This is a genomic window from Streptomyces sp. NPDC050703 (assembly GCF_040654435.1).
GTDB lineage: Bacteria > Actinomycetota > Actinomycetes > Streptomycetales > Streptomycetaceae > Streptomyces.
This window is the reverse complement of sequence record NZ_JBFAHX010000003.1, coordinates 157,962-171,811: the sequence shown is the minus strand read 5'-3', so window position 1 is coordinate 171,811 and position 13,850 is coordinate 157,962. Positions and strand designations below refer to the sequence as shown.

Below are 13,850 nucleotides of genomic sequence, written 5' to 3'. Positions count from 1 at the left end.
CGTCACCGCCCCGGCCGGCGGTGCGCCCGGAAAACCGTTGGCACCGTCCCGCGCCCCGCGCCTAAGATGCCCCCTTCCCCGGCCTCCCGCACGGAGCGCCGCCGCCCGGACGGAAACCGGGCGGCAGCAAGAGCCAGAGCCGACGGACCGCGGCGGCAGCAGCAGCGGCCCGCGCCACGACACCGCACGAACCGCCGGAGGCACCCCGTGCACGCGCACGACCAGACCGACCCCCTCGCCCGCGAGCGGGGTCACCTCGACGCGTCCCGTTCCGCCCTGCGTGCCATGCGCGCGGACGCCGAGGCCCTCGACATCCGCGACGTCACCGCGAACTGGGTGAACGCCGCGGTCCTCGAAAGACAGATCGACGACCGCATCAAGTCGCTCGCCGACCTCGCCCACACCCCCCTGTTCTTCGGCCGCCTCGACTACCTGCACGCCCCCGGCGCCGAACAGGCCGAGGGCGCCGAGGGCGAGCGGTTCTACATCGGCCGGCGGCACGTGCACGACGCCGACGGCGACCCGATGGTCATCGACTGGCGCGCGCCGGTCTCCCAGCCGTTCTACCGGGCCTCCAAGAAGGACCCGATGGACATCGCGCTGCGCCGCCGCTTCGGCTACACGGGCGGCGACCTCACCGCGTACGAGGACGAGCACCTCAGCGACGCCGACGAGGCCGAGCGGGCCAGCGCGCTGCTCCAGCGCGAGATCGAGCGGCCCCGCGTCGGCCCCATGCGGGACATCGTCGCGACGATCCAGCCCGAGCAGGACGGGATCGTACGGAGCGGTCTCGACGGGAGCGTGTGCGTGCAGGGCGGGCCGGGGACCGGCAAGACCGCCGTGGGCCTGCACCGCGTCGCCTACCTGCTCTACGCCCACCGCGAGCGGCTGGCGAGGACCGGGACGCTGGTCATCGGGCCCAACGCCTCCTTCCTGCACTACATCGAGCAGGTGCTGCCCGCCCTCGGCGAGCTGGAGGTCGGGCAGGCCACCGTCGACGGCCTCGTGGCGCACGTGGAGGTGCGGGGCGCGGACGACCCGGCGGCGGCCCTCGTCAAGGGCGACGCCCGCATGGCCGAGGTGCTCCGCAAGGCCCTGCGCTCGCACGTCACCCTCCCCACCGAGCCGGTCGTCGTGGTCCGCGGGTCGCGCCGCTGGCGCGTACCGGCGTACGAACTGGAGGAGATCGTCCGGGAGCTGCTGGCGCGCGACATCCGTTACGGGGCCGCGCGCGACGCCCTGCCGCAGCGCATCGCCCACGCCGTCCTGGTCCGCATGGAGCAGTCGGGCGAGGCCCCCGACGACCGCGTACAGGACGCCGTGGCGCGCAACGCGGCGGTGAAGGCCGCCGTCAAGGCCCTCTGGCCGCAGGTCGACCCGGCGAAGCTGGTCCTGCGGCTGCTGTCCGACGCGGAGTTCCTCGCCGCGCACGCCGAGGGTGTGCTGACCGAGGAGGAGCAGCGGACGATCCTGTGGGCCAGGCCCGCGAGGAGCGTGAAGTCGGTCAAGTGGTCGGCGGCGGACGCGGTCCTCGTCGACGAGGCCGCCGACCTCGTGTCGCGCACGCACTCCCTGGGCCACGTGGTGCTCGACGAGGCGCAGGACCTCTCCCCCATGCAGTACCGCGCGGTGGGCCGGCGCTGCACGACCGGATCGATGACCGTCCTGGGCGACCTCGCGCAGGGCACGACCCCGTGGGCGACGCGGAGCTGGGCGGAGGCGCTGCGCCACCTGGGCAAGGGCGACGCGGTGGTGGAGGAGCTGACGGCCGGTTTCCGCGTGCCGCGCGAGGTCATCGCGTACGCCTCGCGGCTGCTGCCCGACATCGCGCCCGGCCTCGCCGCGGTCGACTCGGTGCGCGAGTCGCCGGGTTCGCTGGTGGTGCGGCGTGCCGATGACGCCGGGGCCCTGGACGCGGCCTGCGTCGCCGCGTGCGAGGAGGCGCTGCGGCACGAGGGCTCGGTGGGCCTGATCGCGGCGGACTCCCGGGTGCCCGCGCTGGCGGAGGCGCTGAAGGCCGCGGGGGTCACGCCGCTGTCCCCCGGCGAGGAGACGACGCCGGACACCCGCCTCACCCTGGTGCCCGCCTCCCTCGCCAAGGGCCTGGAGTACGACTACGTGGTGCTCGACGAGCCCGCCGCCGTGGTCGGCGGCGAGCCCGACGGGCGGACGGGCCTGCGCCGGCTGTACGTGGCGCTCACGCGCGCGGTGTCGGGGCTGACGGTCGTGCACGCGGCGGACCTGCCGGCGCAGCTCTCATAGGCCCTGCCGCTTGCCGCCGTCCGCCGGGCCCGCGGCGGACGGCAGGTGCGTCACGAGGAGCACAAGGCCGGCCAGGGTCACGACGCGGGTCGCGGCGTCCAGGCCGTTCCAGTCCTCCGACTGCCACATGGCGAACCACTCGCCGCCGACGCCGATGAACCCGGCGCCGAACAGCAGCAGCACCATGAGCAGGCCGAGCGTGCCGAGGCGCCGGGCGCGCGGGTAGCCGGAGCGGCGGCGCAGGGCCCCGGCCCACAGGACCGTCGCGGCGAGGAGCACCAGCGCGGCGACGGTCTCCCAGACGATGATCGCGACGTACGCCGCGTCCTGGAGCCCGGTGGACGTCACCGCGCGCCACATCAGGTCGTCGTCCTTGAAGGTGGTGTCCATCGCCAGGACGTGGCGTACGAACTGCTGGTTGGTCCCGAAGTCGGTGATGTTCCCGAAGGCGACGAGCGCCATGTAGAGCGCGACGGTCCCGGTGAGCAGGGCCGCGGCGGCGGGCAGAGTGCGTTCGGACGGTGCGGTCGTCATCAGATTCCCTCCCTGTGGCCCCAGTTGTACCCCGCCGGGCCGGGAGGGCGCCCCGCCGGGGCCCTACGCGTCCACCGCGGCCCGCCAGTCCGCCACGGCCGACGCGGACACCGGCGCCCCCCACCCGGCGGGCCTGGCCGCGCCGCCGATGTGGAAGGCGTCCACCCCGGCCGCCTTCAGGGCGGGCAGGTGGTCGAGGCGGAGTCCGCCGCCGACCATGAGCCGCGGTTCGTAGCCGGGCTCGCCGCGGCGGGCCGCCTCGGCGAGCAGCGTGGGGAGGCCGTCGTCGACGCCGCCCGGGGACCCCGCGGTGAGGTACGCGTCGAGCCCCGGCAGGTCCGCGAGCTGCTTGCGGAGCGCGTCGCGGTCGGCGGCGCGGTCGATGGCCCGGTGGAAGGTCCAGCGGCAGCCGTCGAGGGCGTCCACCAGCGGCTCCACGGCCGTGAGGTCGGCGGCGCCCGCCTCGTCGAGGAAGCCGAGCACGAACTCGTCGGCACCCTCGCGGCGCAGCTCACCGGCCCTGCGGACCAGCTCGTCGATGTCTCCGGCGTCTCCGGCGGCGAACCCGTCGGCCAGGCGCAGCATGACGCGCAGCGAGATGTCGACCCGGGCGCGGATCGCGGCGAAGGTCTCCCGCGAGGGGGTGAGGCCGTCCGCGGCCATGTCGGTCACCAGCTCCAGGCGGTCCGCGCCTCCGTCCCGCGCGGCGGCGGCGTCCTCGGCGTCGAGGGCGATCACCTCCAGTACTGCACGCTCGCTCATAGGTGTCTCTTCCCTCTCATCACGATCGTTCGCGTTCCACCCGCGATTCGTCCCACAGGTCTAGTCCAATTGACAGCCTACGCGCAGAACACCCCGGCGCGAGGTGACTCCCTCGCAACCGGGGTGTTCCGCTCGGCCGCCGCGGCGGTTCAGGCGAGCGGCTCGAAGCCCCTCAGCCGCAGGCTGTTGCCGACCACGAAGACCGAGGAGAAGGCCATGGCCGCTCCGGCGATCATCGGGTTGAGCAGGCCGGACGCGGCGAGCGGCAGCGCGCCGACGTTGTAGGCGAAGGCCCAGAACAGGTTCGTCCTGATCGTGCCGAGGGTGCGGCGCGAGAGCCGTATCGCGTCCGCCGCCGCCCGCAGGTCCCCGCGTACGAGGGTCAGGTCGCCCGCCTCGATGGCGGCGTCCGTCCCCGTGCCCATGGCCAGGCCCAGATCGGCCTGGGCGAGGGCCGCGGCGTCGTTCACCCCGTCGCCGACCATGGCCACGCTGCGGCCCTCGGCCTGGAGCCGCTTGACCACGTCGACCTTCTCCTCCGGCATGACCTCGGCGATCACGTCCTCGGGGGCGATGCCGACCTCGGCGGCCACCGACGCCGCGACGGCCTTGTTGTCGCCGGTGAGGAGGATCGGGGTCAGGCCGAGGGCGCGGAGCCGCCGGATCGCCTCGGCGCTGGTGTCCTTCACCGCGTCGGCGACCTCAAGGACCGCCCGCGCCTCGCCGTCCCAGGCGACCGCGACGGCCGTGCGCCCGGCTTCCTCGGCGGCGTCCTTGGCCCGCTTCAGCTCGTCCGGCAGGTGGATCTCCCACTCGCCGAGCAGCCGCTCGCGGCCGACGAGGACCGCGTGGCCCTCCACGACGCCCTGCACCCCGAGCCCGGCGACGTTCGCGAAGTCCTCGGGGACCGGCAGCGGGCCCGCCTCGGCCACGGCACCGGCGGCGACGGCGCGCGCCACGGGGTGCTCCGAGGAGTGTTCGAGCGCGCCCGCGAGCCGCAGCGCCTCGGCGGCGGTGGTGCCGGGGGCGGTGTGCGTGGCGAGCAGGGTCATCGTGCCGGTGGTGACGGTGCCGGTCTTGTCCAGGACGATGGTGTCCACCTTGCGGGTGGACTCAAGGACCTCCGGGCCCTTGATCAGGATGCCGAGCTGGGCGCCGCGCCCGGTGCCGACCATGAGGGCGGTCGGGGTGGCGAGGCCCAGGGCGCACGGGCAGGCGATGATCAGCACGGCCACGGCCGCGGTGAAGGCGGCGGTGAGCCCGGCGCCGTTGCCGAGCCAGAAGCCGAGGGTGGCGAGCGCGAGGCCGATGACGACCGGCACGAACACCGCGGAGATCCGGTCGGCGAGGCGCTGGGCGGCGGCCTTGCCGTTCTGCGCGTCCTCCACGAGCCGCGCCATGCGGGCGAGCTGGGTGTCGGCCCCGACGCGGGTGGCCTCGACGACGAGGCGTCCGCCCGCGTTGAGCGTGGCCCCGGTGACCGCGTCGCCCGCGCCGGCCTCGACGGGCACGGACTCGCCGGTCAGCATGGAGGCGTCGACGGCCGACGTGCCCTCGACGACCCGCCCGTCGGTGGCGATCTTCTCGCCGGGCCGGACCAGGAAGCGGTCGCCGGTCTTGAGCTCGCCCACCGGCACGGTCTCCTCGCGCCCGCCGGCGCGCAGCACGGTGACGTCCTTGGCGCCGAGTTCGAGCAGCGCCTTGAGGGCGGCGCCCGCCTTGCGCTTGGAGCGGGCCTCGAAGTAGCGCCCGGCGAGGAGGAAGGCGGTGACGCCGGCGGCGGCCTCCAGGTAGATGTTCCCCGCGCCGTCGGTGCGCGCGATGGTCAGCTCGAAGGGGTGCGTCATGCCCGGCGTGCCCGCGGTGCCGAAGAACAGCGCCCACAGCGACCAGAGGAACGCCGCCGACGTGCCGACCGAGATCAGCGTGTCCATGGTGGCGGCGCCGTGCCGTGCGTTGGTGAAGGCCGCCTTGTGGAAGGGCCAGGCGGCGTACGTCACCACGGGCGCGGCCAGCGTCAGGGAGAGCCACTGCCAGTACTCGAACTGCCACGCCGGGACCATCGCCAGGGCGATGACGGGCACGGCGAGCACCACGGCGGTGACGAGGCGCTCGCGCAGCGTCCGCAGGTCGTCGCCGCCGCGCGGCCCGGCCCCGCCGTCGCCGGGTCCCGCGGCTTCGCCGCGTACGTCCCGCACGGGCGCGGGTTCCTCGGCCGTGTACCCGGTGGCCTCGACGGTGGCGATGAGATCGCCCACGGAGACGTCGGCGCCGCGGTAGCTGACCCTGGCCTTCTCGGTGGCGTAGTTGACCGTCGCCTCGACGCCGTCCATGCGGTTGAGCTTCTTCTCGATCCGCGCGGCGCAGGAGGCGCAGGTCATGCCACCGATGGCGAGTTCTACCTCTGCCGCCTCGGTGTGGCCGGGGGTGGTGGTGGACATGTCGCTGGCTCCTCATGAGGCTTCGCGGCTCGTTCCGGATACCCGGGCCGGGTACCCCTTACGAGATCCACGTTATACCCAGGGGGGGTACCTTGCGCAAGGGCGGTCCGGGGTTGACTTGGTACCCCCTGGGGGTATGGTCGTGACCGTGGACCGAGCGGGAGCGCCGCCGACGAACGCCAGGGAGCCGTCATGAACACCGGACTGAAGATCACCGCCTTCGCCACCGCCGTCGCCGCGACGTTCGGCGCGGCGTACGGAGTGGGCAGGGCCATCGACCCCGTCACGGACGAGAAGCCGGCCGCCGCCCCGCACGGGGACCACGGGGAGACCGCCAGGAAGGACGCCGCCGGGCACGGCGAGGGGGCCGACAGCGACCCCGGCGGCCTGCGGATCTCCGAGGGCGGCTACACCCTCGACCTGAGGACCACCCGCGTCCGGGCGGACCGGCAGGAAGAACTCCGCTTCGCCGTCGTCGACGACGCGACCGGGCGAAACGTCACCGCGTACAAGAAGGAGCACACCAAGGAGCTGCACCTCATCGTCGCCTCACGCGACCTGACCACCTACCGCCACCTGCACCCGCGGCGCGCGGCGGACGGCACCTGGTCGACCCGGGTCAGGCTCCCCGAGGCGGGCGGCCACCGCGTCTTCGCCGACTTCCGCCCCCGCGGCGAGAAGGAGGCCCTGACCCTCGGCGCCGACCTGGCGGTGGCGGGGAAGTCCGCCCCGAGGGAACTCCCGGCCCGGAGCGCCACGACCACCGTGGACGGCTACGACGTCACGCTGAAGGGCTCCCTGAAGCCCGGCGAGGCCCGCGACCTCACCCTGAGCGTGGCGAAGAACGGCAGGCCGGTGACCGACCTCCAGCCCTACCTCGGCGCCTACGGCCACCTGGTCGCCCTGCGCTCGGGCGACCTCGCCTACCTCCACGTCCACCCGAACGGCGAGCCCGGCGACGGCACGACGAAGCCGGGACCCGGCGTCTCCTTCACGACGACGGCACCGAGCGCGGGCACGTACCGCCTGTTCCTGGACTTCAAGCACGAGGGCGAGGTCCGCACGGCGGCGTTCACGGTGCGCGCGGGCGGCCACGGGGGCGGCGGGGCCGCGGAGGAGCACGCCGGGGAGGACACGGAGGGGAGCGGCGGCCACGGGCACTGAGGGCCCCCGGCCGGCGGGCCTCAGCCGAAGAGGACCAGCTCGCTCTCGCCCGCCCCGGCGAGTTCGTAGCGCGTGCCCGTGAGGGGGCGGCCCGCGCAGAGGCGGATCAGGGTCGGCGCGTCCCCGATGTAGCGGGCCGGGGGCCGCCGGCCGTCCGTGGTGCCGAGGGCCAGCGGCTCGTCGCGGCCGTCGATGTCGGCGTGGACCGCGAGGCCCGGCGTCGCCCTGGCGAACGCCCCCTTGCTGAACTGCGCGAGCAGCGGCAGCGCGTCCGCGAGCGTCGCACCCGCGTACGCGCCCGGCTTCCCCCATGCCTCCCGCACGTCGCCCGCGTGCACCCACTCGCCGAGCGCGACGCCGTCGAGCGTGCCCTTGGCCGCGGCGAGCACGGGCCCCGCCTCGGTGAGGCCGCGCTCCAGCTCGTCCACGACGCGGGCGTTCGTCCAGTCGGCACGCTCGGCGATGTCCCGCTCATTGCTCTCGGCGGAGAACACGCCCTCCTCGAAGCGGCCCTCCACCACCCGCATCAGCGCGGACCCGCAGTGCGCGACCACATGCCGCACGGTCCAGCCGGGACAGCAGGTGCGGATCGCGTACGCGTCGTCGGGCGCGTCCCTCAACAGCGGTATCAGGGCGTCGCGTTCGGCGGTGAGCAACCGTCCCGCGCGCTCGGGCTCATAGGTCTCGTCGGGTGTCGTGGTCGTCATGGACCGAGCCAACCCCCCGCGGCGGCTCCTGGCAACGGCGCGGACGCCGCGGACGCGCGGCTGGTTATGGTCGACGCATGGCACCCACGGCCGACCACGGCGACACCGACCTCCGGGCCCGCTGGCTCACGACGCTGCTGCGCGCACGGGACACCGACGCGTGCGTCTACGACCCGTACCGGATCGCCGACAACCTCATCGAGCGCTGGGCGGAACCGCAGCGGCGGTACCACACCACCGCCCACCTGACGGCGGTCCTCGACCACATCGACGTACTGGACGACCACGCCGACGACGCCGACCTCGTCCGCCTCGCCGCCTGGTTCCACGACGCGGTCTACCGGCCCGACCGCTCGACGAACGAGGAGCGCTCCGCCCGCCTGGCCGAGCGCGCGCTCCCCGAGACGGGCCTCGCACCGGCCAAGATCGCCGAGGTGGCCCGGCTCGTCCGCCTCACCGCCGGCCACGACCCGGCCGAAGGCGACCACAACGGCGAGGTCCTCTGCGACGCCGACCTCGCGGTCCTCGCCTCGGAGCCCGCGGCGTACGCCGCCTACGCCGCCGCCGTGCGCGAGGAGTACGCCTTCGTGCCCGACGAGGCGTTCCGCGCGGGACGGGCGGCCGTCCTGCACCAACTCCTCGCACTGCCACGCCTGTTCAGGACGGAGCACGGGGCAGCCCGCTGGGAGGCTCCGGCGCGCGAGAACCTCTCCACCGAGCTGGCGCTGCTCGCCCCGTAAATGCCGGGCCCGCCGCCGTGGCCTCCCGTACGCTGCGCGCATGCTTCTCATGGGCGGGGGACGGGTCGACGAGGCCGTGGCGCACGCGGCGCGAGTGCTGCGTGCGGTGGCGGACCGGGACTGGGGTGTGCCGGCGGCCGGCCTCGGCTGGAGCTGCCTGCGCACGGCGGAGCACGTCGCGGGCTGCCTCGTCGCGTACGCGGGGCAGCTGACCGGCCGGGCGGCCGGTGGCTGGGTGCCCTTCGAGGCCGCCCTCGACGAGGGCTCGGGGCCCGAGGACGCGATCCGGGTGATCGAGTCGGCCGGGGGCATCCTGGCGTCGGTGGTCCGCACGACGCCCCGCGGGGTCCGCGCCTACCACCCCTACCCGTGCGGCAGCGCGGACGCGGCCGGGTTCGCCGCCATGGGGGCCGCCGAGCTCCTGCTCCACACGTACGACATCGCGTCGGCGCTCGGCGCCGACGCGGAGCCGCCCGCCGCGCTCACCGAGGCCGTCCTCGCCCACCTCTTCCCGGAGGTGTCGCCCGTCGCCTCGGGGGCGAGTCCCTGGCAGGTCCTGCTCTGGGCCACCGGGCGGGGCGAACTGCCGGGACGGGCCCGGCGGACCGCGTGGAAGTGGCGCAACGCGGCCTCCCTCGACGCGGGCCCGCTGGCCCTGCGCGAGCTCACCCCGGCCGCCGCCGCGGACCTCGCCGAGGGCGGCACCGGCGGGCTCACATGGATCGAGGGCGGGCCCTTCGGGGGGACGCGGGGCGCGGCCGGATCGGTCGTGAAGGCGTACGTGTCCGGGGTGCACCGCCCCGAGTTCGGGGTCTACGCCCTCGTCCGCACCGCGGACGAGGTGGCCATTGGGGGCATGGGGTTCCACGGGCCGCCGGACGACGAGGGCCGCGTGGAGGTCGGCTACGACCTCGCGGAGGCCGCGCGGGGACACGGCCACGCCACGGCGGCCCTCCGGGCGCTGGCCGCCTGGGCGCTCGCCCGGCCCGACGTCACGTCGCTCCTCGCCCTGGTGGAGCCCGGCAACCTGCCCTCCCGGGCCGTACTGACCCGCGTCGGCTTCACGCCGCTGCCTCCTCGTGAGCCGAACCTCGCGTACGGGCTCCGGTAGCGCCTCGCCCGGGACTCCGCGGCGGACCCGCCGGCGCGGGGCCCGGAATGCCGCGGCGGCCCCGCACGTTGACTTCGATCATGCCGTCACCTTCCCCGGGCGCCCCCGCCGGCACCCGTATGCCCGTAGCCGTCTACATGCTCGGTCTCGCCGTCTTCGCGCTCGGCACCAGTGAGTTCATGCTCAGCGGGCTCCTGCCGCCCATCGCCGACGACATGGGCGTCTCCATACCCCGCGCCGGGCTGCTCATCTCGGCCTTCGCCATCGGCATGGTCATCGGCGCGCCCCTGCTCGCCGTGGCGACCCTCCGCCTCCCCCGCCGTACGACGCTGATCACGCTCATCACGGTCTTCGGCCTCGGCCAGGTCGCGGGCGCCCTCGCCCCGAGCTACGAGATCCTCTTCGCGTCCCGCGTCGTCAGCGCGCTCGCCTGCGCGGGATTCTGGGCGGTCGGCGCCGCCGTCGCCATCGCGATGGTCGACTTCAACCAGCGCGCCCGCGCCATGGCGGTGATGATCGGCGGCCTCTCCATCGCCAACGTCCTCGGTGTCCCCGCGGGCGCGTTCCTCGGCGAGGGCCTCGGCTGGCGCTCGGCGTTCTGGGCGGTCGCCGCCGCCTCCGCCATCGCCCTGGTGGGCGTCGTCACGCTGATCCCCCGCATCCCGCTCCCCGAGGAGAAGCCGCAGCTCAAGAAGGAGCTGTCCATCTACGGCGACCGTCAGGTCTGGCTCTCGGTCACCGTCACCGCCCTCGCGGCCGGCGGTGTGTTCTGCGCGTTCTCGTACCTCTCCCCGCTCCTCACCGACGTGGCCGGCCTCTCCGACGGCTGGGTCCCCGCGGTCCTCGGCCTCTTCGGGGCGGGCGCCCTGGTCGGCACCGTGATCGGCGGTCGCGTGGCGGACGCGCACCTGTTCGGCGTGCTGCTCAGCGGCGTCGCGGCCTCCACCGTCCTGCTGGTCTCGCTGGCCCTGTTCGCCGCGGCCCCGGCCGCCGCGATCACCCTCTCGTTCCTCCTCGGCCTCTCCGCGTTCTACACGGCCCCGGCCCTCAACGCCCGCATGTTCAACGTCGCGGGCGCCGCCCCGACCCTGGCGGGCGCGACCACCACGGCGGCCTTCAACCTCGGCAACACCGGCGGCCCCTGGCTCGGCGGCACGGTCATCGACCTCGACTTCGGCTACGCGGCCACGGCCTGGGCGGGCGCGGCGATGACGCTGGTCGCCCTCGTGGGCGTGACCCTGTCCCTGCGCCTGCACCGCGGCACGCCGAGCCGCGTGGTCGAGACGTCGTCGCCCGCGGTGGCTCCACCCGCCGGGGCATCGCCTGGCGGGGCATCGCCCGCAGGGACATCGCCCGCCGGGGCGGAGACCGCGACCGGCACCCGCTAGGCCGGCCGTCCCGCTAGGTCGGCCGCCCCTTGGGCCTCCGCAACCCCGCCTCCGTGAGCCTGCGCACCAGCTCCTTCGAGCCGATCTCGACGGCCCCGGCCCGCACCGCGTCCTCGTACCGGTGGGAGGGGACGTCGTAGTGGTCGCGTTCGAAGGCGCGCGGCGGGCAGCCGATGGCCGCGGCGAAGACGTGCAGTTCCTCGTACGAGACGTCGCTGACCAGGTGTGACCACAGGCGGCCGTGGCCGGGCCAGGTGGGCGGGTCGATGTAGACCGTCACGTGAGCCCGCCCACGGGCGCCACGACCACCCCCGCCTTCGCGCAGACCCAGTGCGGGTCGGGTCCCAGCTCCGGCTCGACGTCGAGGGCGTGCGGGTCCCCCGAACCGCAGACGGGGCAGAGCGGCCACCGCCCGTACCGTTCGAGGAGGGCGTCCTGGACGTCCTGGGCGACGAGGCCCGCCACGTAGCCGATGCCTTCGGGCCACTGCTCGACCCACCAGCGCCGGTGCGCCACCGACTCCTCGACGAGCGAGACGACCTCCGCCTCGGCGACCTGCCGGGCCACGAGGTCGGCGAGGACGAGTGCGCGGGCGGCGTGCAGCGCCTGCTCCAGTGGGTCGATCGTGTCCATGAGATCCATTGTCGCCCGTGCCCGGCACACGGAGAAAAGATCAAGGACGGCGAGCGCCCTGGCCCGCCACGGCCCCTCAGGGGGTCTTGACCCGCCCCCGCCCCGAAAATACCTTTCAGGCGTGACCAATGACGTGAAGGAAATTTTCACGGGCGCGGCGCCCCCCGCCCCCGCCGCCCTCGCGGCCAAGGTGCGGACCCTGGCCCCCACGATGACGCGGTCCATGCAGCGGGTCGCCGAGGCCGTCGCCGGGGACCCCGCCGGCTGCGCGGCCCTCACGGTCACCGGCCTCGCCGAACTCACCGGGACCAGCGAGGCCACGGTCGTCCGCACCGCCCGCCTCCTCGGCTACCCCGGCTACCGCGACCTGCGGCTCGCCCTCGCCGGGCTCGCCGCCCAGCAGCAGTCGGGGCGCGCGCCCGCCGTCACCGCGGACATCGCCGTCGACGACCCGATCGCGGACGTCGTCGCGAAGCTCGCCTACGACGAGCAGCAGACCCTCGCCGACACCGCGGCCGGACTGGACACCGTGCAGCTCGGCGCGGCCGTCGCCGCGCTCGCGGGCGCCCGGCGCGCGGAGATCTACGGCGTCGCCGCCTCCGGCCTCGTCGCCCAGGACCTCGCCCAGAAGCTGCTGCGCATCGGCCACGTCGCGCACGCCCACTCCGACCCGCACCTCGCGGTCACCAACGCCGTGACGCTGCGCGCCAAGGACGTGGCCATCGCGATCACCCACTCCGGTTCGACCGGCGACGTCATAGAACCGCTGCGCGTCGCCTTCGAGCACGGGGCCACCACGATCGCGATCACCGGCCGCCCCGACGGCGCCGTCTCCCAGTACGCCGATCACATACTGACCACGTCCACCGCCCGCGAGAGCGAGCTGCGGCCCGCCGCGATGTCGTCGCGCACGAGCCAACTGCTCGTCGTCGACTGCCTGTTCGTGGGCGTCGCCCAGCGGACCTACGAGACGGCGGCCCCGGCGCTCGCCGCCTCCTACGAAGCACTCGCGCACCGCCACAGCCCGCGCGCCGGCCGCTGACGCGAGCAGATTCTCTCCACCAACCCCCCTCGCCCACGAGAGACACGGAAGAGCCGCAGAAGCCATGACCTCCACCACCGACGCCACCCCCTCCCACCCCGGCGACCGCGGGCGCGGCGACAGCCCCCGGCACGGCGACTACGGCGAGCTGCGCGCCCAGCTCGCCACCCTCACCACCGAGGCGTTCCGGCCCGACCTCTCCGACATCGACCGGCGCTCCACCCTGGAGATCGCCCGGATCATGAACGGCGAGGACGCCACCGTCCCCGCGGCCGTGGCCGAGCAGCTCCCGGCCATCGCCGCCGCCATCGACGGCACCGCCGAGCGCATGGCCCGCGGCGGCCGTCTGATCTACGCGGGCGCGGGCACCGCGGGCCGCCTCGGCGTGCTCGACGCCTCGGAGTGCCCGCCCACGTTCAACACCGACCCGTCGGAGGTCGTCGGCCTCATCGCGGGCGGGCCGGGCGCCATGGTCAAGTCGGTCGAGGGGGCGGAGGACAGCAAGGAACTGGCCGCCGAGGACCTGGACGGCCTCTCCCTCACCGCGGACGACGTGGTCGTCGGCGTCTCCGCCTCCGGCCGCACCCCGTACGCGATCGGCGCCGTCGAGCACGCCCGCGCCCGCTGCGGCGCCCTCACCATCGGCCTCTCCTGCAACGCCGGCAGCGCCCTCGCGGCAGCCGCCGAGCACGGCATCGAGGTCGTCGTGGGCCCCGAACTCCTCACCGGCTCCACCCGTCTGAAGGCGGGCACGGCCCAGAAGCTCGTCCTCAACATGATCTCGACGATCACGATGATCCGCCTCGGCAAGACCTACGGGAACCTGATGGTGGACGTCCGCGCGTCGAACGAGAAGCTGCGCGCCCGCTCACGCCGCATCGTGGCCCTCGCGACGGGCGCCGCCGACGACGAGATCGAGGCCGCCCTCGCCGCCACGGACGGCGAGGTGAAGAACGCCATCCTCACCATCCTCGGCAAGGTCGACGGCCCCACCGCCGCCGAACTCCTCACCACCTCACGCGGCCACCTCCGCGACGCCCTGGACGCCTCCCGCGGCGGCTAGGGC

The 13,850-nt window shown here is 74.8% G+C and carries 13 protein-coding genes; 7 read left to right on the top strand and 6 right to left on the bottom strand.

Annotated features, from left to right (window positions below):
• Positions 1 to 207: 207 nt before the first annotated feature.
• On the top strand, positions 208 to 2,262 hold the full coding sequence (locus tag AB0I16_RS04035) for an AAA family ATPase (RefSeq protein WP_363247739.1): 2,055 nt from the start codon (positions 208 to 210) through the stop codon (positions 2,260 to 2,262).
• On the opposite strand, the gene AB0I16_RS04030 is transcribed toward AB0I16_RS04035, so the two are convergent.
• The 3 genes from AB0I16_RS04030 to AB0I16_RS04020 all read right to left on the bottom strand — a co-directional run bounded on the left by AB0I16_RS04030 (position 2,257) and on the right by AB0I16_RS04020 (position 5,999).
• On the bottom strand, positions 2,257 to 2,796 hold the full coding sequence (locus AB0I16_RS04030) for a DUF2165 domain-containing protein (RefSeq protein ID WP_363247738.1): 540 nt from the start codon (positions 2,794 to 2,796) through the stop codon (positions 2,257 to 2,259). The two genes, AB0I16_RS04035 and AB0I16_RS04030, sit on opposite strands and share 6 nt — an antisense overlap.
• Positions 2,797 to 2,859: 63 nt before the next feature.
• Positions 2,860 to 3,558, bottom strand: a complete 699-nt coding sequence (locus tag AB0I16_RS04025; protein ID WP_363247737.1) for a copper homeostasis protein CutC — start codon at positions 3,556 to 3,558, stop codon at positions 2,860 to 2,862.
• Positions 3,559 to 3,707: 149 nt separating this feature from the next.
• Positions 3,708 to 5,999, bottom strand: coding sequence for a heavy metal translocating P-type ATPase (locus tag AB0I16_RS04020; RefSeq protein ID WP_363247736.1), 2,292 nt, complete (start codon positions 5,997 to 5,999; stop codon positions 3,708 to 3,710).
• Positions 6,000 to 6,191: 192 nt separating this feature from the next.
• Here AB0I16_RS04020 and AB0I16_RS04015 point away from each other — a divergent pair, with 192 nt between their 5' ends.
• A complete protein-coding gene (locus tag AB0I16_RS04015) occupies positions 6,192 to 7,163 on the top strand; it encodes a hypothetical protein (protein WP_363247735.1) in 972 nt (323 codons plus the stop codon).
• A gap of 20 nt (positions 7,164 to 7,183) precedes the next feature.
• On the opposite strand, the gene AB0I16_RS04010 is transcribed toward AB0I16_RS04015, so the two are convergent.
• Positions 7,184 to 7,870, bottom strand: coding sequence for a maleylpyruvate isomerase family mycothiol-dependent enzyme (locus AB0I16_RS04010; RefSeq protein WP_363247734.1), 687 nt, complete (start codon positions 7,868 to 7,870; stop codon positions 7,184 to 7,186).
• A 77-nt stretch (positions 7,871 to 7,947) separates the two neighbouring features.
• On the opposite strand from AB0I16_RS04010, the gene AB0I16_RS04005 reads away from it, so the two are divergent.
• The 3 genes from AB0I16_RS04005 to AB0I16_RS03995 all read left to right on the top strand — a co-directional run bounded on the left by AB0I16_RS04005 (position 7,948) and on the right by AB0I16_RS03995 (position 11,109).
• Positions 7,948 to 8,610, top strand: a complete 663-nt coding sequence (locus AB0I16_RS04005; protein ID WP_363247733.1) for a hypothetical protein — start codon at positions 7,948 to 7,950, stop codon at positions 8,608 to 8,610.
• Positions 8,611 to 8,650: 40 nt separating this feature from the next.
• Positions 8,651 to 9,721 carry a GNAT family N-acetyltransferase gene (locus tag AB0I16_RS04000; RefSeq protein ID WP_363247732.1) on the top strand — a complete coding sequence of 357 codons (1,071 nt, stop codon included), beginning with the start codon at positions 8,651 to 8,653 and terminating at the stop codon, positions 9,719 to 9,721.
• 119 nt (positions 9,722 to 9,840) lie between these two features.
• Entirely contained in the window at positions 9,841 to 11,109 is a 1,269-nt protein-coding gene (locus AB0I16_RS03995; protein ID WP_363247876.1) for a Cmx/CmrA family chloramphenicol efflux MFS transporter, read from the top strand.
• Between the two features lie 13 nt (positions 11,110 to 11,122).
• On the opposite strand, the gene AB0I16_RS03990 is transcribed toward AB0I16_RS03995, so the two are convergent.
• Positions 11,123 to 11,389, bottom strand: coding sequence for a DUF4031 domain-containing protein (locus tag AB0I16_RS03990; RefSeq protein WP_363247730.1), 267 nt, complete (start codon positions 11,387 to 11,389; stop codon positions 11,123 to 11,125).
• The gene (locus AB0I16_RS03985; protein ID WP_363247729.1) at positions 11,386 to 11,742 is read right to left on the bottom strand and encodes a hypothetical protein; all 357 of its coding nucleotides are present in this window, start codon (positions 11,740 to 11,742) and stop codon (positions 11,386 to 11,388) included. Before AB0I16_RS03985 ends, AB0I16_RS03990 begins: the two co-directional genes overlap by 4 nt.
• Positions 11,743 to 11,863: 121 nt before the next feature.
• Here AB0I16_RS03985 and AB0I16_RS03980 point away from each other — a divergent pair, with 121 nt between their 5' ends.
• Positions 11,864 to 12,784 (top strand): MurR/RpiR family transcriptional regulator, encoded by a 921-nt coding sequence (locus AB0I16_RS03980; protein ID WP_363247728.1) that lies wholly within the window; start codon positions 11,864 to 11,866, stop codon positions 12,782 to 12,784.
• Positions 12,785 to 12,848: 64 nt separating this feature from the next.
• Entirely contained in the window at positions 12,849 to 13,847 is a 999-nt protein-coding gene (murQ, locus tag AB0I16_RS03975) for an N-acetylmuramic acid 6-phosphate etherase (protein WP_363247727.1), read from the top strand.
• Positions 13,848 to 13,850 lie beyond the last annotated feature (3 nt).